This window comes from Nonomuraea sp. B5E05 (assembly GCF_039880665.1).
Taxonomy (GTDB): domain Bacteria; phylum Actinomycetota; class Actinomycetes; order Streptosporangiales; family Streptosporangiaceae; genus Nonomuraea.
In genome coordinates this window covers 557,844-576,930 of the sequence record NZ_JBDPMJ010000001.1, presented here as the reverse complement: position 1 = coordinate 576,930, position 19,087 = coordinate 557,844, and the positions used below count along the sequence as shown (strand labels likewise).

The following is a 19,087-nucleotide window of genomic DNA, read 5'->3' as shown; positions in this document are numbered from 1 at the left end:
CCGATAGGCTCGGCCCGTGGCGTCGCCGACCGTTGGAGCAGTCAAATGATCTTCATCACCGCCAGGTTCCGCGTTCTGCCCGAACACGCCGACCGGTGGCCGGAGATCACCGCGGAGTTCACCGCGGCGACCCGGGCCGAGCCCGGCTGCCTGTGGTTCGACTGGTCACGCAGCCTCGACGACCCCACCGAATATGTCCTGGTAGAGGCGTTCCGCGACGACCAGGCCGGCGCGGAACACGTGGGCTCGGACCACTTCCGGCAGGCCCGGCAGACGCTGCCGCCCCACCTCGCCGAGACCCCGCGCATCGTCAACACCACCGTCCCGCAGGACGACTGGTCCGAGCTCGGCGAGATGGCCGTGCCCTCCCGCGACTGACTCAGCCGCGCCGCCCCCCTGCGGTCGCCGTCCCTCGCGTTCACGCGGCGCCAGGGGCCGTTACGTGAACGTTATAGCCTGTCCTCGGACCCTCTGGTGTCCTCGTCTTCGCAGGTCAGCGCGGCGAGCGTGCTGGTAGGACGGATTTTTCCGGGTTATTGACGAAAAAGACGGTGAGTAGGCAGACTCTGCCGTATGTCACAACCCGGTGGCCCCCTGTCACAGCTCCGGCGCGGGCACGAGGAGCTCGTGCTCGGGCTGCTGCGCAAGCACGGCCCGCTCAGCCGCGGCGAACTCGGCAGGCGCTGCGGGCTGTCCCGCACCACCCTGTACGACATCCTCGCCGAGCTCGTGGCCGGCGGCGCGGTCGTCACCGCGAGCGAGCGGGAGACGCCGCGCGGGCGCGGCAGGCCGGCCGAGACCCTGACCCTCAACCCGGACGCCGGCCAGGCGATCGGCATCGACTTCGCCCGGCGCGGGCTGCACGTCGCGGCCATCAACCTGGCGCACGAGATCGTCGGCTCGGCCAGCGAGCCGCACGACGCCGACCTGCCGTGGGAGCAGCGGGTCGAGCTGGCCGGCCGGCTCGTCGGCTCGCTCACCGGCGGCACCCTCAGCCTGGGAGCGCTCAGCGCGATCGGCGTCGGCGTGGTCGGCCCAGTCGGTGACCCGGTCGGTGACCCGGTCGGTGACCCGGTCGGTGACCCGGTCGGTGACCCAGCCGTTGACCCAGCCGTTGACCCAGACCGGGGGCCCGAGGAAGACGGCGCCGGGGAGCCGGCCGGGCCGCATCCGGCGCAGGTGCTGCTGCGCGAGCGGTTCGGCGTTCCGGTGCTGCTGGACAACAACACCAGGCTCGCCGCGCTGGGCGAGGCGATCTGGGGCGCCGCGGCCGGCGTACAGGACGTGCTGTACCTGCGCCTGTCCCACGGCGTCGGCGGCGGGCTGGTGGTCGGCGGGTCGCTGCACCGCGGCGCGTACGGCCTGTCCGGCGAGTTCGGCCACATCACCGTCGACCAGGACGGCGCCCGCTGCGACTGCGGCGGCACCGGCTGCCTGGAGACCATCGCCTCGATCAGGGCCGTACTCGACGCCTACCGCGCCGCCGGCGGGCGCGCCGGCGACGTGCCCGAGCTGGCCAAGGCGGCCAGGGCGGGCGACGCGGCGGCGCTGGCCGTGCTGGACGGCGCGGGCGCCGGCATCGGCGGTGTGCTCGCCGCCCTGTGCAACGCGATCGGCCCCAGCGTGATCGTGGTCGGCGGCGAGCTCGCGGAGACCGGGAGCTCGCTGATGGACCCGATCGAGCGGGAGTTGCGCGCCCACGTCATGCCGATCTCCCGGCACCGGGTGAGCCTGCGCCGCGCCACCCTCGGCGAGGTCGCCGGCGCCCTCGGCGGCATCGCCCTGGTGCTGCACGAGTCCCCGCTGCTCTCGCGCTATCCGGCCGGGCCGGAGCTCGCGGAGGACCCCCCGACGACCCAGTCCGGCAGGAGACCGGCGAAGGAGAACCCATGACCCAGCTCACCGCGCTGGGCAAGCCGCCGGCGGCCCCGGCCGCACGGCGCGGCGCCAGACGCCCGCGGCGCGCCATCGCACTCAATCTGATCGCCGTCGTCATCGGCCTGCTCGTCTGGACGCTGCTGGCGTCGATCGGCGTGCAGGGCCTGCCCGGCCCCCTGCAGGTGGCGGCCAAGGCGGGCGAGCTGATCGCCGACGGCACCCTGCTGGACGACGCGCTGGCCAGCCTGCGCAGGGTGCTGCTGGGTTTCCTGCTCGGCACCCTGCTGGCCGTCCCGATCGGCTTCCTCATGGGCTGGTACGCCACCGCGCGCGGCCTGCTGGAGCCGTACGTGCAGTTCTTCCGCACCATCCCGCCGCTGGCGATCATTCCGCTGGCGATCGTGCTCATGGGCATCGGCGAGGTGCCGAAGGTCTTCGTGATCTTCCTGGCGTCGTTCCTGTCCAGCGTCGTGGCGACGTTCCAGGGCGTGGTGGACGTGGACAGGACCCTCATCAACGCGGCCCGCGTGCTCGGCGCCTCCGACCGGACCATCTTCCTCAAGGTCGTGGTGCCGGCCTCCACGCCGTTCATCCTGGTCGGCATGCGGGTCGGTCTCGGCTCGGCCTGGGGCACGCTGGTCGCCGCCGAGCTGATCGCGGCCCAGGAGGGCCTCGGCTTCCGCATGCAGCAGGCCCAGCTCTATTACGACCTGTCCACGATCTTCGTGGGGCTGATCGCGATCGGCCTGCTGGGCCTGCTGATGGACCGGCTGCTGCTGCTGGCCGAGCGGCGCCTCACCGACTGGCAGGAGCGCAGATGAACACCAAGATCTCCTTCACCGACGTGGTCAAGACCTACCCGGTCAAGGACGGCACGTTCACCGCGCTCGACCGGGTGTCGCTGGACATCGCCGACCGCGAGTTCGTCACGGTCGTGGGCCCGTCGGGCTGCGGCAAGAGCACGCTGATGAGCATGGCCGCCGGGCTGGTCGAGCCGACCTCGGGCGAGGTGCTCGTGGACGGCGTGCCGGTCACCGGCCCCGGCCCCGACCGGGGGGTGATCTTCCAGCAGTACGCACTGTTCCCGTGGCTGACGGTGCGCAACAACGTCGAGTTCGGGCTGAAGCTGGCCGACATCCCGGCCGCGGAGCGACGGCGGCGGGCCGAGCGGGCGATCGAGCTGGTCGGGTTGTCCGACTTCGCCGACGCGCTGCCCAAGACGCTGTCCGGCGGCATGAAGCAGCGCTGCGCGATCGCCCGCGCGTACGCGGTGAACCCGCAGGTGCTGCTCATGGACGAGCCGTTCGGCGCGCTCGACGCGCTGACCAGGGTGCAACTGCAGGACCAGCTGCTGGACACCTGGAGCCAGGAGCAGCGCACGGTCATGTTCATCACCCACGACGTGGACGAGGCCGTCTACCTGGCCAGCAGGGTCATCGTCATGGCCGCCAGGCCGGGCCGCATTCAGCAGATCATCGACGTGGACCTGCCGTACCCCAGAACGGAGGAGATGCGGCTGTCGCCCGAGTTCGGACGGATCCGCAACGAGGTCTGGCACGCCGTCTACCACCAGGCCCCGGCCGCGGCCTGACCCCCACCCTGCCCCCACCCAGGGGCCCCGCCCCGCAGACACCTCCCGGAAAGGACTGATCCGCCATGCGTTCTCTTCGCCGCGCCCTGACGGCCGCCTCGGCGGTGAGCCTGTTGACACTCTCCGTGACCGCCTGCGGCGACGACGGCTCCACGGTCAGGTTCGGCTACATCAGCGACTACAACGGCGCGAGCCTGCTCGCCATCGCCGACAAGCAGGGCCTGTGGGACAAGCAGGGCCTCACCCCCGACATCAAGGTCTTCACCAACGGGCCGCTGCAGATCCAGGCGCTCGGCTCCGGCGACCTCGACTTCGGCTACATCGGCCCGGGTGCCATGTGGCTGCCCGCCACCGGCAAGGCCAAGGTCGTCGCGATCAACACGCTCGCGTACGCCGACCGCGTCATCGGGCGGCCGGGCGTCAAGTCCATGCAGGACCTCAAGGGCAAGAAGGTCGGCGTGCCCGAGGGTACGTCCGGCGACATGGTGCTCAACCTGGCGCTGGGGAAGGCGGGCATGACCGCCAAGGACATCCAGAAGATCCCCATGGACCCGGCCACGGTCGTCTCGGCGTTCTCGGCCGGGCAGATCGACGGCGCCGGGATCTGGTACCCGCTGATCGACACGATCAAGCAGAAGGTGCCGGAGACGGTGGAGCTGGCCAGCACCAAGGAGTTCCCGGACAGTTCGTTCCCGACCGCGTTCGTCGGCGGCACCGGCGTGGACCAGGAGGTCACCCGTAAGGTGATCAAGGTGCTGCAGGCGGCCAACGACTGGCGGGCGGCGCACCCCGAGGAAGCGATCGCCGAGGCGGCCGCGCTGCTCAAGCTCGACGTGGCCAAGGTCAAGGCCGACGCGGCGAACGTGCAGGTCATGAGCACCTCCGACCTGGTCGCCAAGACCAAGGACGGCACGGTCGCCACGTGGCTGAACAGCCTGAGCGACTTCTTCGTCAGCACCGGCCAGCTGAAGTCCCGCCCGGATCCCGCGACCTACTACACCGGCGACCTCTACACGGAGACCTACTCGAAGTGAACCTGCTGTTCCTGATGACCGACCAGCACCGCGTCGACACCCTGGGCTGCTACGGCAACCCGCACGTGGCCACGCCGAACCTGGACCGGCTGGCCGCGACCGGCACGCGGTTCGACCGGTTCTACACGCCGACGGCCATCTGCACGCCGGCGCGGGCGAGCCTGCTCACCGGGCAGGCGCCGTTCCGGCACCGGCTGCTGGCGAACTACGAGCGCAACGTCGGCTACCTGGAGGACCTGCGGGAGGACGCGTTCACCTTCCCCGAGGCGCTGAAGGAGCGCGGCTACCAGCTGGGGCTGATCGGCAAGTGGCACGGCGGCACCAGCCGCAACGCCGCCTCCTACGGCTTCGACGGCCCCGACCTGCCGGGCTGGCACAACCCGGTCGACCACCCCGACTACCTGGCGTACCTGGAGGAGCGGGGGTTGCCGCCGTACCGGATCTCGGACCTGATCCGGGGCACCACGCCCAACGGCAACCAGGGAAACCTGCTGGCGGCGCGGCTGCACCAGCCGGTGGAGGCGACGTTCGAGCACTACCTGGCGACCAGGGCGATCGAGCACATGGAGCGCTACGCCGCGGACGGGCGGCCGTTCTTCCTGGCCACGCACTTCTTCGGGCCGCACCTGCCGTACCTGCTGCCGGACGAGTACTTCGACATGTACGACCCGAGCCTGGTGGAGCTGCCGCCGTCGATCGCGGAGACGTTCGAGGGCAAGCCGCCGGTGCAGCGCAACTACAGTGCGCACTGGACGTTCGACACGATCCCCATCGAGGTCACCCGCAAGCTGATCGCGGTCTACTGGGGTTATGTCACGCTGATCGACCAGCAGATCGGCCGGATCCTCGACCGGATGGACGAGCTGGGGCTGACCGACCAGACGGCGGTGTTCTTCACCGCCGACCACGGCGAGTTCACCGGGGCGCACCGGCTGCACGACAAGGGCCCCGCGATGTACGAGGACATCTACCGCATCCCCGGCATCGTCCGCATTCCCGGCGAGCAGCCGCAGGTCAGGGACGAGTTCGTCACGCTCACCGACTGCACCGCGACGATCCTGGAGCTGGCCGGCTGCGACACGAAGCCGGCCGTGGACAGCCGCAGCCTGGCGCCGATCGTCCGCGGCGAGCACCCGGAATGGCCGGGCGAGCTGCTCGCCGAGTTCCACGGCCACCACTTCCCCTACCCGCAGCGGATGATCCGCGACGACCGTTACAAGCTGGTCGTCAACCCGGAGTCGGTCAACGAGCTGTACGACCTGCACGCCGACCCGCACGAGCTGAGCAACCGGTACACCCATCAGGAGCTGGCCCCGGTCCGCCGCCGCATGATGCGCCGCCTGTACGACCTGCTGCGCGAGCGCGGCGACAACTTCTATCACTGGATGACCCCGATGTACGACATCGGCGCCCTCGACTACGACCCCACGCTGAGCTCCTTCGAGAAGGAGGGCAGCGCCGGCTGAGGGTCACGCCGCCCCGTGACCGGGCGGGGCGGCGTACGAGGAGGTCAGCGCATGGCGTCCAGGCCCCTGACCACGCTGGTCGTCAGCGTGCCGACCTCGGAGACGGCGATGCTCACCGTGTCGCCCTCCTGCAGCGTGAACGGCAGGTCGGGGACCAGGCAGGTGCCGGTCGCCAGCACCGCGCCGTCGGGGAAGTCGTCGGCGCGGAACAGGTAGGCGGCCAGGTCGTCGAGGCGCCGGTTGAGCTGCGAGGTGTTCGCCTTGCCGTCCCACACCGTCTCGCCGCCCCTGGTGATGGAGAGCGTGATGTCCAGCGCGTACGGGTCGGCGACCTCCCACGCGGGCCTGATCGCCGGGCCCACCGCGCACGCGCCCAGATAGATCTTCGCCTGCGGCAGGTAGAGCGGGTTGACGCCTTCGATGGTGCGCGAGCTCACGTCGTCGACCACCGTGTAGCCGACGATCTCCCCTGAGGCGTTGAGCACCAGCCCGAGCTCCGGCTCCGGCACGTCGATCTCCGAGTCGGCGCGCGCCGAGATGCGCCCGCCGTGCCCGGAGACCTTCCACGCCGCCGACTTGAAGAAAAGCTCGGGTCTTTCCGCGTCGTAGACCAGCTCGTACACGTCGGCGGCGCGCTCGCTCTCGACGACCCTGGCCTCGCGCGAGCGCCGGTAGGTCACGCCCGCGGCCCACACTTCCATCCGGCCGTCCACCGGAGGCAGGATCCGCACGTCCGCGGAGGCGTGGCGTGGGCCGTCGGCGCCCTCACACCGCGCGCGGAACTCTGCGGTCGGGAGCCCGAGCAACTCGCCGACGGTGGTGACCCCGGACAGCTCCACCACCTGTTCACCGTCGTCGATGCCGACCGCGTCCGCGCCGGTCATAGGGCTGGTGAACCGTACGATCTGCATGCCTGCTCCTAGCTCGATCAGACGAGGGGCGAAAATGTCATCCGATGAATTGTCCCCTATCCAGTCAAGTAGGTGGTTTGTCCGCCCGGTTTCGGGGCCCGACGCCATCGCCGGGCGGACACCGTACACAAGGGCCGCACTAAACGTAGTTGACCGGGTACGCTACGTGACGCCGGACCGTACGGATCGATGGCGGTGACCAGTGACACAGGACGGCGCGCTCGGCGCACGGGAGGAGCCCGGGGCGCGGGGCCGGTCGCTCAAGAGGGCCGCCGGCCTGCTCTTCCCGGCCGCGACGGGTGTGACGGGCAACCTGGCCGCCGGCAACATGGGCAATCCGTGGTTGTGGGGCGCGCTCGCGGCGGTGCTGGCCGTGCACGCCGGTCTGCTGCTGGCCGGGCCGTCGCGGTGGTTCGGCGGGCCGGTGCGGGCGGCGGCCGTGTCACTGGTCGCCGTCGTCGTGACCGGCTTCCTGGTCCTCGCGCCCGTGTCCCCCGGCGAGGCGCCCGCGTGCGCGAAGGCCGATCCCCGCGCGTCCATCAAGCCGCCGGTCGAGGACCCGGACCTCGGGGTGACCTGGGAGAGAGGCTTCGCCTGCGCGAACGCCGGAGGCACGGTGCACGCCGGGCCCGGTGCGGCGACCGCGAAGGTCGGGCGGCTCGACCGGGAGGGCCCCGACATCTTCCTGTGCGTGGTCGAGACGGGCGACGGACACTGGTACCGCACCGTGGCCGACGAGCCGTGGGCGCACGGCGGGTGGGGATACATCTCCGAGGCCCACGTCAGGGCCGCACACCCCGTCCCCGGCATGGTGCCCTGCCCGGAGGCCGGCGTCAGCCGTTGATCGAGGCGCCGAGCGCGCTGCCCGCCAGCCAGTCCTCCCACGACTTCGCCCACGGCGTCGGCCCGTTGCCGAACCGCAGCTTCCCCGAGGTGCCCTTGTGTCACATTTTCCGGGTCTTCCCCGTCTTATAGGTGACGAGCCAATCGAGACATAGGCGGATTGACGATGAAGGGCAGCTCACTGGCCGGAGCACTCGACGACCGGATCGGCGGGGCCGGCTTCCTGAAGAAGGCGATGCGGAAGGTCTTCCCCGACCACTGGACGTTCCTGCTCGGGGAGATCGCCCTCTACGCGTTCGTGGTCGTGCTGCTCACCGGCGTCTTCCTCACGTTCTTCTTCAAGCCGAGCATGCAGGAGGTGGTCTACGACGGTTCGTACGTGCCGCTGCAGGGCGTCGCGATGAGCGAGGCGTACGCCTCCACGTTGGAGATCAGCTTCGACGTGCGCGGCGGACTGCTGATGCGGCAGATGCACCACTGGGGCACGCTGGTCTTTCTCGCCGCCATCGTCGCCCACATGCTGCGCAACTTCTTCACCGGCGCCTTCCGCAAGCCCCGCGACCTGAACTGGCTGATCGGCGTGGCCCTGTTCGGCCTGGTGCTGCTGAACGGGCTGTTCGGCTACTCGCTGCCCGACGACCTGCTGTCGGGCGCCGGTCTGCGCATCCTGCACGGGGTCACGATCTCCGTGCCGCTGGTGGGCACGTATCTCGCCATGTTCCTGTTCGGCGGGGAGTTCCCCGGCGGAGACATCATCTCCCGGCTGTACAGCCTCCACGTGCTGCTGTTCCCCGCCCTGCTGCTCCTGCTCATCCCGCTGCACGCGGTGGTGCTGACCTGGCGGCAGACGCACACGCAGTTCAGGGCGAAGGGGCTGAGCGACCGGGTGGTGCGCGGCGCGCCGTTCTTCCCCACGTTCCTGGCGAAGACGACGGTGTTCTTCCTGTGGGTGCTGGCGGTGATCACGCTGCTGGCGACGCTGTTCCAGATCAACCCCATCTGGCTGTACGGCCCGTACCTGCCGAGCACGATCAGCGCGGGCTCGCAGCCCGACTGGTACATGGGCTTCCTGGAGGGCGCGCTGCGCATCATGCCGCCGTGGGAGTTCACGGTCTTCGGGCACACGGTGCCCATGAGCGTGCTCATCCCGGCCCTGGTGGCGCCGGGGCTGCTGTTCACGGCGCTGGCGCTCTACCCGTTCCTGGAACGGTGGATCACCCGTGACCACGCCATCCACCATCTCCTCGACCGGCCGAGGGACGTGCCCGTACGCGCCGGCCTCGGCGTCGCCGGGATCGCCTACTACGGCGTGCTCTGGCTGGCCGGCGGCAACGACGTGATCGCCTCGACGTTCCACATCTCGCTGAACGCCACCACATGGATCTTCCGCGTCGCGATCGTCGCCGCCCCCGTGCTGGGCTACGTGATCACCCGGCGCATCGCCCTGGGGCTGCTGGCGCGCGACCGGCACACCGTGGCCCACGGCGTGGAGACCGGGGTCATCGTACGCGGCCACGACGGCGCGTACAGCGAGATCGAGCGGCCGGTCACCGAGGAGGAGACCGCGGTGCTCGTACCCGCCGCGCGGCCCGCCCTGCCCAGTGGAAACGGCTCGGGCGACGGCGGGAAGAGGCCGGGGAACGGCGAGGTGCCGCCACCCGCCGGCCGCAGGTTCCGCGACGCCCTCCAGCGCTCCTGGGACCGCTGAACCGGCCCCTCGCGCGCATCCAGGCCGGCACGGGCTCCACGACGCCGAGCGCGGACGACTACCCGAACACGTCCAACCCGCCCCTGTCCGGGGACCTGTCCGACCACCCGGACGCGAAGGTGCCCTGGGCCGCCGAACGCCTTCCCGTACCGCCGTCCGGCGACGAGCACGCCGGGCACGGGAGCACGACCGGCGTGCTGCAGCCCGGCGCCCTGCCCGTCGAGGCCGCCCTGGCCGCCGCCAAGCCCAGGATCAGGCAGTGTCCGGCCGCCGAGTGCGACGTCAAGGTGCTGCTGCCCGACGGGCCGCGCGGCGTCTACACGATCGTGACCGACCACCGCCGCGACCCGTCGGCCGCGCAGACCCTGCACGTCGACCAGTACAGCGGCCGCGTGCTCGTCTCGTACGGCTGGGCCGAGTACGGCGTCATGGCCAAGGCCGTCGAGCAGGGCATCGCGCTGCACGAGGGCCGCAGGTACGGCACCGCCAACCTGGTCGTCATGCTCGGCGCCTGCCTGGCCCTGATCACGCTGGTGGTCACCGGGACGTGGATGTGGTGGAAGCGCCGCCCGCGCGGCCGGGCCGGCGCCCCTGCCCGCGCCACGGACCGGCGCACGGCGTACGGCGTGATGGCCATCATGGCGCTGCTCGGCCTGCTGTTCCCGCTGGCGGGGATCACGATGGCGGCGGTGCTGCTGCTGGACTGGCTGGTGTTACGCCGGATCCCGGCGGCCGCGCGCGTCTTCGGTTAGCCGCTCCATCCGCTATGTCCGGGCCGGCGTGGGAGATCGGCCCGTGGCCGGTAGTCCTGGCACTACCTCGAGAACGGGCCGCCGCACGATCGAGATCCGGCGGCGCGGCGGCCAGCCTGGGAGGCATGCATCTGACAGCCACCAGCCTCCTCCTGCTCGGCTCGCTCGCCGTCGTTCCCTCCTCCCAGGCTCTCGACTGGGGGACGTGCCAGGGCGACGACCGCCCCAAGGACCTGGAGTGCGCCTCCATCCAGGTGCCGCTCGACTGGGAGAAGCCGGAGGGCCGCGCACTGACCCTGCGGATCGCCCGCCTGCCCGCCACCGGGACCAGCAAGGGGACGGTGTTCAGCATCCCCGGCGGGCCGGGCGGGTCGGGCATCGACGACCTCTCCTACCGGGGCGGGAACTTCTCCGCCCTGCGCAAGAGGTTCGACGTGGTCAGCTTCGAGCCGCGCAACGCCACCACGTACGGCAGGCTGCCGGTCAGGTGCTTCGGCACCGGGCCGTGGCTCACCCGGCCGGACACGCCCAGCGCGTACGCGAAGCTCGGAGCGGAAGTGCGGCGCGGCGCGCAGGAGTGCAGGAAGCTCGACCCCGCCTTCTTCGACCATCTGGACTCGGCTTCCGTGGCGCGGGACATCGACGCCGTCCGCTCCGCGCTCGGAGACGAGCAGCTGAGCTTCGTCGCCACGTCGTACGGAGGGGTGCCCGCCGTCGCCTACGCCCGGCTGTTCCCGCGACGGGTGCGGGCCATGTACCTGGACGGGGCGGTCAACCAGCTGCGGGACGCGGCGACGGAGGCCCGCGTGCGGTATCGCACGTACGAGGCGCAGTTCGGCCGCTTCCTGACGTGGTGCCGGACGGTGGACGTGTGCGGCGGGAACATGGGCGAGCGCTGGCGGAAGCTGGTCGCGAGCGCGGACCGTACGCCGATCCCCGTCAAGGGCCGGCCGGACGGCGAGGCGGTCGCGTACAGCGGGTTCGACCTGCAGGTGGCCGCGATGCCGAACCTGGTCGGACCAGGTCCCGCGCCCGACCATCCGCGCTGGCGGCAGCTCGCCACGGCCATGCGGCAGGCCGAGCGCGGGGACGCCGCCGGGTTCGCGAGCTATGTCGACGCCGGGGTCGGAAGCCTGAAGCCGCCGTCGTTCGTGGGCATGAACGCCACCCAGTGCGCCGACGGGCTGCGCTTCAGCGGCTATCGCGAATACCGGGCCGTGCGGGCGATGGGCGAGCGGGTCTCGCCGAACCTCGCCGGCATGGGGCTGTGGCACCGCCTCGGGTGCACGGGCTGGCCCGTGCCGGTGACCAACCCCGCCAAGCCGCTGCCGTCCGGGCTGCCGCCGTTCCTCGGCGCGGGCACGTGGACCGACCACGACGACACGGCCGACATCGTCCGCAGGGTGCCGGGGTCGGCGACGGTCCGCTTCGACGGGCACGGCCACGGGCTCTATCTCACGGGCAACGCCTGCGTCATCGCCCACGCCAACGCCTACCTCACCGACCTGCGCCTCCCCGCACCCGGCACCACCTGCCACCCGCCGACGTCATGACCCCGGCCGGGTCCGGCTCCTGAGCCGGGCAACGCGGCGACCCCCTCGACCCTCAGGCGGCGGACACGAGACCCCGCGCCAGGGCCCGGCCACCTCCTGCGAGGCGCCCGGCCCTGGCGCGGCGGAGGCACCGCGACCTGCGTCGCAGCCGTCCACGGCCGCCACGGACGGTGCTCGGCGTTCCCCCCGCACGGGGGAAGTGCCCCCGAGGCGTCAGGCGAGCAGCCCCGCGAGGGCCAGGGCGGGTTCGGGGTGAGCGGCCAGGAGGGCGGTCACCTCCGGAGCCGCGCGATCGCCACCCGAGCCGGGGTCGCGCCACTCACCCTCGCACCCGAGCAGCGCCGCCACCCCGTCGCAGGCCGCCGGATGCCCCATGAGCAGCTCCGCCACCGGCCCTGACGCCACGGGCACGCCGGCGGCGGCGGGCTTGGGACGGGCCGACCACGGCGGCACCCAGGAGTCCACCGCCGGCAACGAGCCGGGGAACGTACGGCCGGCCTCCCGGACGAGCACCGGCACCAGTTCGGCCGCCCCGGCGCGCAGCGTGGTGATCAGCTTGGGCAACCACGGCAGCAGCACGCTGTCGGGCAGCCGCCCGAACGCCTTGGAGATCACCTCGACCACGAACCCGGACAGCGCGGGAGCGGGCTCCATCGCCTGCACGAACCCCATGATGTACTGCGGGACCGACGGGATGACCAGCGGGTTGGCGAGCAACTCGTCGCAGCGAGCCCGCAGGTCGGCCATCGTGAGCAGCCCGAGCTGCGTGTGCGCCGCCCACAGCAGCGCCACCTTGGCCGGGGCCTCCGGATGCGACTGCCGCACGGCCAGCTCCAGCTGCGCCCGGTCGCAGCCGAGCGCCAGCGCGAGGCTCTCCATCGTGAACAGGAACCCCAGCATGGCACCCACCTGCCGCACGCCGGTGTCGTCGTCCACGAAGGCCGTCGGCAGCAGCGTGCAGTAGTGCGCGTAGCCGGCGGTCACGAACGCCTCGCACCAGGCCGGCAGCTCGGGCTCGTTGGCTCGGTAGTACGCCAGCAGCCGCCGGATCCTGCGCAGCACCTCCGGCGCGTCGTCGACGCCGCGCTCGGCCGCGAGCAGCTCGACGGCGCGCGCCCCCAGCTCGTCGGCGAAGCGCCGGCTGCCCAGGAAGAGCACGGCTTCCTCGACCGCCGCCAGCGCGACGGCCGCGGTGGCCTTGGGGTCCCACACGGAGCGCCGCAGCCGCTGCTCCAGCACCTGCTCGATGGTGACGCCCTCGTAGCCGAGCTCGATGATGGAGCGCTGGTGCTTGCCGAACGCGAGGTCCCAGCTCTCCTGGATCGACCGCTCCCCCAGCCCGCGCTCGCCCATGATGGGGCGTACGGCGTCGTCAGGGAGGAGATAGCGCAACATCCAGAGCAGGTCGGAGCAGGGCACCAGCTCGGGGTGGGCGTCGAGGTCGATCAGCGCCCGCTGGATCGTGCGCTTGTCCAGGTCGAGGCCGAGCGGCGCGAGCCGGTCATAGACGTTCCTGGCCAGCGGCGGCAGGGCGTCGTAGCCCACCTCCCCGACGCGGTCGCCGCCGAGCAGGATCTCGCACAGGCGGCGCACGTCGCGGCGGCCCGGCACGACGTCCTTCTCGATGCAGGTGACGGCCGCGTCCTGGAAGTCGTAGGGGGTGGGCCTGGCCCTGTTGCGCAGCCCGGCCAGCAGGATCGACGTCTCGAACACGGCGATGGCGTCGGCCGTGCTGGCCAGGTAGCCGTTGCGCCGGGCCAGCCTGACGATGTCGACGCACCAGCCGAGCAGCTCGGCCTCGTCGAGCGCGTCGAGGGCGGGCGGCCGGGACAGGAACCCGGTCAGCCGGTCGGCGGGCGCGGCGTCGGCCTTCGGCGGCGGCAGCTTGGCCCGAGCTCCGCGGGCTCCGGCGCGTTTGCGCGTGCCCTTCTGGCCGGCCAGCTGGAACGGGGTCAGCTTGGTGCGGGTGACCGCCTTGGCCCAGGTCGCCGCCGCGATCGACACCGACCCCGGTGCCAGCCCGAACTGCGCCTCGATGGCGGAGTGGCTGGAGGGGATGAGCCCGTACAGCCATGTCGTGCCGGTGCGCGGGCTGATCTCGAACGTGGCCGTGGAGTCGAGGCCGAACTCCTCGACGCGGCTGGCGGCGTGGAAGGCGCCGCAGACGTAGAGGCAGTCGCCGGGGTCGGCGCCGCCGGCGGCCAGGTGCTCGCGCATGCGGGTCCACATGTAGCGCTCGCGGTCCTCGTCGACGGCCAGCCGGTCACCGTCGGGGGTGAGCCGCCGGAACAGGCTGCCGATCAGCACCATGACCTGGCGGTAGGTGTCGTAGTCGGCCCCCGAGAGCGGCTGCTCGACATATTGATCCCACCACTCCGACCAGTGGCGCACCTTGCCGTGGTGCAGCAGGTGCTCCTCCAGCTCGGCGAAGCGCGGGCGCAGATCGCCGATCTCGACGCCCACCGCGTCGCCGTGCAGGCCGGCCTCTTCCTTGCGCTCCTCGGCCTCCTCCTTCGGAGCCCACTGGAAGACGTGGTCGGTCGAGCGGTCGACCAGCACCAGCTCGACGCCGGGTGTTTCGAGGGCGTAGGCGATGGCCTGGTATTCGGCCGACGCCTCGGTGATCGGCGCCACCACGCTGAGCGGCGCCCACGACTTCGGGAAACCGTCGAGGTCGGTCGCGAACGCCTGCACCGCCACCGGCAGCCGGCAGTTGCGCAGCTCGGTCAGCAGGGGCTGCAGGTCCTCGCACAGCTCCAGGTAGATGACCTTCGGCTGCTTCTCGCGCAGCCGCCGCACCATCGCCAGCGCCGAGGCCGGCGAGTGGTGGCAGACCGGGAAGATCTCCAGCTTCTCGCGCAGCGCCCTGTCCACGTCGTCGACCAGCCCCGCAAGGATGCCCGACACGGCCACGGGGCTGTCGGCGAACGCCGCGGCGGCGTCGAGCAGCTGCTCGCGGAGCGAGCCGAACGTGCTCGTCTGGCCGATCATGAGAGCGTGGCGATGGCCTCGCGGCCGCCCTCGAGGAACTCCGGCCACTGCCCGCCGTCCTTCTTACTGCGGGGCTCGACGACGCCGTGCCAGTATTTGTTCAGGATCGCCAGGTCTTCGGGGCTGCGCCGGGCCAGCGAACCGACCAGCGAGCCGGCGAGCGTCTGCGCGCGCAACGTGCGGTCGCCGAAGAAGTGGCTGTGCAGGATGGCGTCCTCCAGCACGCCGATCTGCTCGGCCGTCGACAGCGCCGACTCAAGCTTCTCGTCGTCGCTGGTGGCCGAGGCCGCGGCGGAGCGCAGGTCGGCGAAGCTCTGCAGGAGGATGTCGAGCAGCGTGGGCGGCAGGTCCAGCTCGATCCGGTGGCGGCGCAGCAGCTCTTCCGTACGGAAGCGGACGATCTCCGCCTCGCTCTTCTTGTTGGTCACGACGGGGATGCGCACGAAGTTGAAGCGGCGCTTGAGCGCGGACGACAGGTCGTTGACACCCCGGTCGCGGCTGTTGGCGGTGGCGATGATGGAGAACCCGGGCTGGGCGAAGACGATGTTGTCGTCGTCGAGCTCGGGGATGGAGACGTATTTCTCCGACAGGATCGAGATGAGCGCGTCCTGCACGTCACTGGTGGAGCGGGTCAGCTCCTCGAAGCGGCCGATCACGCCCTGCTCCATCGCCGTCATGATCGGCGAGGGGATCATCGAGTCGCGGGACTGGCCCTTGGCGATGACCATGGACACGTTCCATGAGTATTTGATGTGGTCTTCCGTGGTGCCGGCGGTGCCCTGGACCACGAGCGTGGAGTTGCGGCAGATGGCCGCCGACAGCAGCTCGGCCAGCCAGCTCTTGCCCGTGCCCGGGTCGCCGATCAGCAGCAGGCCCCGGTCGGAGGCCAGGGTCACGATGCTGCGCTCGACGAAGCTGCGGTCGCCGAACCACTTCTGCGCGATCTCCCGGTCGAGCCCGTCGGAGCGCTCGGAGCCGAGGATGAACAGCCGGATCATGCGCGGGCTCAGCCGCCACGAGAACGGCTTGGGGCCGTCGTCGACCGACTCCAGCCAGTCGAGCTCCTCGGCGTATTTCACCTCTGCGGGGGCGCGCAGCATATCGTCACTCATGCGGGGGTCTCCTAGGTGAGGAAGTTCTTGAGCTCGGACACGAGCTTGCGGATGTGGCCCGAGAGCACCGGAGTGCCCAGGTCCTTGAGTTTCTGGCGGTACCACGGGTCGACGCTCTGGGAGCCGGAGCTGTTGACCGAGCCGACGGGGATGAACTTCACCCCCGAGCGGTGCACCGCCTCGAAGTCGGTGATCAGCGAACGGTTGTCGTAGAAGTCGGAGATCCACACCATCACGGTGTTGCGCGGATCGGAGATCTTCGGCCTGGCGATGGCCATCGCGGCCGTGCCGTCGGTGCCGCCGCCGAGCGTGGTGCGCAGCAGCACCTCGAACGGGTCGTGCACCCACGGGGTCAGGTCGAGCGCCCGGGTGTCGTAGGCCACCAGGTGCACGTCGACCTTGGGCAGGCCGGCGAAGATCGACGCCAGGATGGTGCAGTTGACCATCGCGTCCACCATCGACCCCGACTGGTCGACGACCACGATCATGCGGGCGGGGGTGGTGCGGCGCGCGGTCTGCTTGTAGTAGAGCCGGTCGACGTAGAGGCGTTCGTCCTCCGGGCTCCAGTTGGTGAGGTTTTTCCAGATGGTGCGCTCGACGTCGAGGTTGCGGAAGACCCGCTTGGGCGGCACCGACCGGTCGATCTCGCCGACGCTGGCCTTCTCGACCTGGGTCCGCAGCACCTCGGCGACCTCGTCGACGAACCTGCGGATCAGCGCCTTGGCGTTGGCCAGCGCCACCCCCGACAGGTTGTGCTTGTCGTGCAGCAACTGCTCGATGAGCGACATGCTGGGCGTCAGCTGCTTGGACAGGACCGGGTCGGCCAGCACCTCGCGCAGGTGCATGCGCTTGACCAGGTCGCCCTCGATGCCGGCGAGCACCGCGGCCAGCTCTTCGTCGCCCACGCGGTGGCGCAGCCCGCCGGGTTCGCAGCCCATGCCCTTCTCGAACCAGCCCGCGTCGTTCTTCCAGCTCTCCAGCCGGCTCGCGGTGACGTTGCCCGTGCCGGTGGCGAAGACGTTGAGCAGCAGCTTGGAGACCAGGGCCGCGCGGCGCACCTCGGCGCCCTGCTCGTGCTCCTGCTCCGCCATCAGGTCCTGCAACTCCTCGCCCAGGCTGGGGAAGCGCTGCACCAGGGTGTCGACCGACACCCCGGGGTCGAGCAGCGCGGGTGGCAGGCCGAGGTCTTCGACGATGGCCATGCTGGCCGTCTCGAGCGCCGGCTGCTCGTCGGGGCCGAACAGGCGGGACAGCAGGCGCCAGTAGAGCACCTGGCGCCGGGTCATGTCGGCGTCTTCCAGGATGTCGGTCATTTCCGCAGCAGCCGTCCCGCTCGCTCGCGCAGCACGGCGACCACGTCGCCGGCCCTGGCCTCGGCCTTGACCACTTTGGGGTCTGTGGGGCCCATGGCCCAGTCGCCGTTGTGCGCGGCGACCGGCTTCTTCTTCACCGTGGCCTGGACGGCCAGCGGTTGCAGCAGCCAGCGGCCGTCCCAGCGCATCAGGCCGATGCACGCCGAGGAGGCGGCCACCAGCTCGGGGGTGAGCGGGCCGCCGCGCGGCAGGCGGTCGAGGTCGAGCGGCAGCGCGCGGCCTCCCCCCGCCGGCACCAGGTCGCAGGAACCGCTGTCGACGGAGTAGCCCTCCAGGAAGACCGGCTCGGCGATGCGCACGGGATGGCGGTCGAGCGGCGCGACCGCCGGAGCGCTCGCCCCGGACAGCGCCACCCGGGCCGTCGCGAACGGGTCGGCGGGCTCGCCCGCGGCGGCCCGGTCGTCGTGCCACACGAGGTCGCCGCCCGGCAACAACGGCATGTCCGTGATCTCCAGGCTGTGGTGACCGGCCAGCGCGCCCAGCAGCACCGGATGACCGCCCATCAGCCGCCACGCGGCCGGGCCGACGATCGTGTCGACCTTGGCGGCCGCCACGCTGGTGCGCACCAGCGTGGCAGGGCCGCCGCCCGCGGGCTCCAGGACGCCGTGCACCTGCGCCCGCACCACGGTGGCGTGCTCGTGCACGTCGGCGCCGAGGATCAGCAGCCGCCCCGACACCGGCTCGGCGCCGCCCTGCCACGGACCCCGCTGCGCCAGCAGCAGGCCGCGTGCCCACAGGTCGGCCCACCTGCGCGCGGGCAGGCGGTCCATCGTCGCGACCGGGCTCGACGCCCGCAGCTCCGCCGCCAGGCCGTCGAGCAGCACCGCGAGCCCGCGCAACTCCGGCACGGCGAGCAGCGCCTCGATCGTCTGGTCGGCCGAGCCGGCGAGGTCGTGGTCGACGCCACGCCACCCGACGATGGCCAGTTCGCGCAGCCAGACCCGGCAACCGTCGAGCAGATTCCCGAATGCCGGCCCCTCACCGGCCGAACCGCCCTGGCCGTCTCGTGCCGGCTCCCAGGGGGCGCGGGATCTGCCCAGAGCCGTGTCGAGACGGCCGAGCAGGGCGTCGTGGACCGCGCCGGCCAGTGCGGCGCGCCCGCCGGCCAGCGCCGCCAGGTGCTCGTCGCCGACCGATCCCGCGGCCACCTTGCCCGCCGCCTCGCTCACCCGCTCGCCGATCGGGCTGGCCGCCAGCGCGCCGGCCAGGGCGGCCAGCGCACCGGCCGCCTCCTCCCCGACCCTGGCGAACCCGAGTGCGAGCGCGTCGTCGAACCCCTCCACCAGGCCGAGCGCCTCGCCCGCCCCCTCGGGAGCGCCGGCGAGCACCTCTTCCAGCTGTACGTCCAGCATCAGCGCGCCGCTCCCGTCTCCGCCGCCGTCGAGGGGAACCAGTGCAGCTCGACCAGCGGGTCGGTGCTGTCGGGCACCTCGAGGTAGGCCAGATGGCGCAGGAACCTGCTGAACACCACGGCCGCCGGGGTGCGCTCGGGCTGCCCGTGGAGGCAGCTCATCAGCGCGTCACCCTCCGGCACCTCGACCCGCAGGTAGCGGGCCACCCGGTCGAGGCCGTACTGCACGACCGCCTCGTCGGCCAGCATGCGGATGTGCTTGCAGGCGTAGCCGTGCAGCGCGCCGCACGGCCGGTTGTTGTTGGTGCTGCAGCTCAGCGCATGGGTGCCGGCGGTGATCGAGGAGACGTAGACCCGCTCGATGTCGGATCCGCTCGACACGACCCCCTGCAGCCGCCCGTCGGCCAGCTCGACGAAGGGCACCTTCGCCAGTTTGCGCGGCGCGACAGGCGGCACCACACGCACCACGCTGCGCCGCTCCCACGCGGTTCCGTCCGCGTCCACGACCTCAGAACCTCCCGCCC

16 protein-coding genes are annotated in these 19,087 nt (G+C 71.6%); 10 read left to right on the top strand and 6 right to left on the bottom strand.

Annotated features, from left to right (window positions below):
• Window positions 1–45 precede the first annotated feature (45 nt).
• The 6 genes from ABGB01_RS02660 to ABGB01_RS02635 all read left to right on the top strand — a co-directional run bounded on the left by ABGB01_RS02660 (window position 46) and on the right by ABGB01_RS02635 (window position 5,969).
• Window positions 46–378 (top strand): putative quinol monooxygenase, encoded by a 333-nt coding sequence (locus ABGB01_RS02660; protein WP_347769850.1) that lies wholly within the window; start codon window positions 46–48, stop codon window positions 376–378.
• A gap of 195 nt (window positions 379–573) precedes the next feature.
• Window positions 574–1,893 (top strand): ROK family protein, encoded by a 1,320-nt coding sequence (locus ABGB01_RS02655; RefSeq protein WP_347769848.1) that lies wholly within the window; start codon window positions 574–576, stop codon window positions 1,891–1,893.
• The gene (locus tag ABGB01_RS02650) at window positions 1,890–2,699 is read left to right on the top strand and encodes an ABC transporter permease (protein WP_347769846.1); all 810 of its coding nucleotides are present in this window, start codon (window positions 1,890–1,892) and stop codon (window positions 2,697–2,699) included. Before ABGB01_RS02655 ends, ABGB01_RS02650 begins: the two co-directional genes overlap by 4 nt.
• Window positions 2,696–3,469: an ABC transporter ATP-binding protein gene (locus tag ABGB01_RS02645; protein WP_347769844.1), complete on the top strand. Its 774-nt coding sequence runs from the start codon at window positions 2,696–2,698 to the stop codon at window positions 3,467–3,469. Before ABGB01_RS02650 ends, ABGB01_RS02645 begins: the two co-directional genes overlap by 4 nt.
• Window positions 3,470–3,534: 65 nt before the next feature.
• The gene (locus tag ABGB01_RS02640) at window positions 3,535–4,503 is read left to right on the top strand and encodes an aliphatic sulfonate ABC transporter substrate-binding protein (protein WP_347769842.1); all 969 of its coding nucleotides are present in this window, start codon (window positions 3,535–3,537) and stop codon (window positions 4,501–4,503) included.
• Complete coding sequence (locus ABGB01_RS02635) at window positions 4,500–5,969, top strand: sulfatase-like hydrolase/transferase (RefSeq protein ID WP_347769840.1); 1,470 nt, start codon at window positions 4,500–4,502, stop codon at window positions 5,967–5,969. Before ABGB01_RS02640 ends, ABGB01_RS02635 begins: the two co-directional genes overlap by 4 nt.
• Before the next feature lie 44 nt (window positions 5,970–6,013).
• On the opposite strand, the gene ABGB01_RS02630 is transcribed toward ABGB01_RS02635, so the two are convergent.
• Window positions 6,014–6,880, bottom strand: a complete 867-nt coding sequence (locus tag ABGB01_RS02630) for a fumarylacetoacetate hydrolase family protein (RefSeq protein ID WP_347769838.1) — start codon at window positions 6,878–6,880, stop codon at window positions 6,014–6,016.
• Window positions 6,881–7,082: 202 nt separating this feature from the next.
• On the opposite strand from ABGB01_RS02630, the gene ABGB01_RS02625 reads away from it, so the two are divergent.
• The 4 genes from ABGB01_RS02625 (at window position 7,083) to ABGB01_RS02610 (ending at window position 11,736) form a co-directional block, all read left to right on the top strand.
• Window positions 7,083–7,724 carry a hypothetical protein gene (locus tag ABGB01_RS02625; RefSeq protein ID WP_347769836.1) on the top strand — a complete coding sequence of 214 codons (642 nt, stop codon included), beginning with the start codon at window positions 7,083–7,085 and terminating at the stop codon, window positions 7,722–7,724.
• Window positions 7,725–7,889: 165 nt separating this feature from the next.
• Entirely contained in the window at window positions 7,890–9,431 is a 1,542-nt protein-coding gene (locus ABGB01_RS02620; RefSeq protein WP_347769834.1) for a ubiquinol-cytochrome c reductase cytochrome b subunit, read from the top strand.
• Between the two features lie 119 nt (window positions 9,432–9,550).
• Window positions 9,551–10,183: a PepSY domain-containing protein gene (locus ABGB01_RS02615; RefSeq protein ID WP_347769832.1), complete on the top strand. Its 633-nt coding sequence runs from the start codon at window positions 9,551–9,553 to the stop codon at window positions 10,181–10,183.
• A gap of 125 nt (window positions 10,184–10,308) precedes the next feature.
• Window positions 10,309–11,736 carry an alpha/beta fold hydrolase gene (locus tag ABGB01_RS02610; RefSeq protein ID WP_347769830.1) on the top strand — a complete coding sequence of 476 codons (1,428 nt, stop codon included), beginning with the start codon at window positions 10,309–10,311 and terminating at the stop codon, window positions 11,734–11,736.
• 213 nt (window positions 11,737–11,949) lie between these two features.
• Here ABGB01_RS02610 and ABGB01_RS02605 read toward each other — a convergent pair whose 3' ends face one another.
• From ABGB01_RS02605 to ABGB01_RS02585, 5 genes are read right to left on the bottom strand one after another with little or no spacing between them, the layout of a single operon-like run.
• Complete coding sequence (locus tag ABGB01_RS02605; protein WP_347769828.1) at window positions 11,950–14,727, bottom strand: DUF5682 family protein; 2,778 nt, start codon at window positions 14,725–14,727, stop codon at window positions 11,950–11,952.
• Window positions 14,724–15,839, bottom strand: coding sequence for an AAA family ATPase (locus ABGB01_RS02600; protein WP_132641624.1), 1,116 nt, complete (start codon window positions 15,837–15,839; stop codon window positions 14,724–14,726). The genes ABGB01_RS02605 and ABGB01_RS02600 overlap by 4 nt, the downstream gene beginning before the upstream one ends.
• Before the next feature lie 11 nt (window positions 15,840–15,850).
• Window positions 15,851–17,152, bottom strand: coding sequence for a VWA domain-containing protein (locus tag ABGB01_RS02595; protein ID WP_347769826.1), 1,302 nt, complete (start codon window positions 17,150–17,152; stop codon window positions 15,851–15,853).
• Window positions 17,149–18,564, bottom strand: coding sequence for a hypothetical protein (locus ABGB01_RS02590; RefSeq protein WP_347769824.1), 1,416 nt, complete (start codon window positions 18,562–18,564; stop codon window positions 17,149–17,151). The genes ABGB01_RS02595 and ABGB01_RS02590 overlap by 4 nt, the downstream gene beginning before the upstream one ends.
• Complete coding sequence (locus ABGB01_RS02585; RefSeq protein ID WP_347769822.1) at window positions 18,564–19,067, bottom strand: hypothetical protein; 504 nt, start codon at window positions 19,065–19,067, stop codon at window positions 18,564–18,566. Before ABGB01_RS02585 ends, ABGB01_RS02590 begins: the two co-directional genes overlap by 1 nt.
• Window positions 19,068–19,087 lie beyond the last annotated feature (20 nt).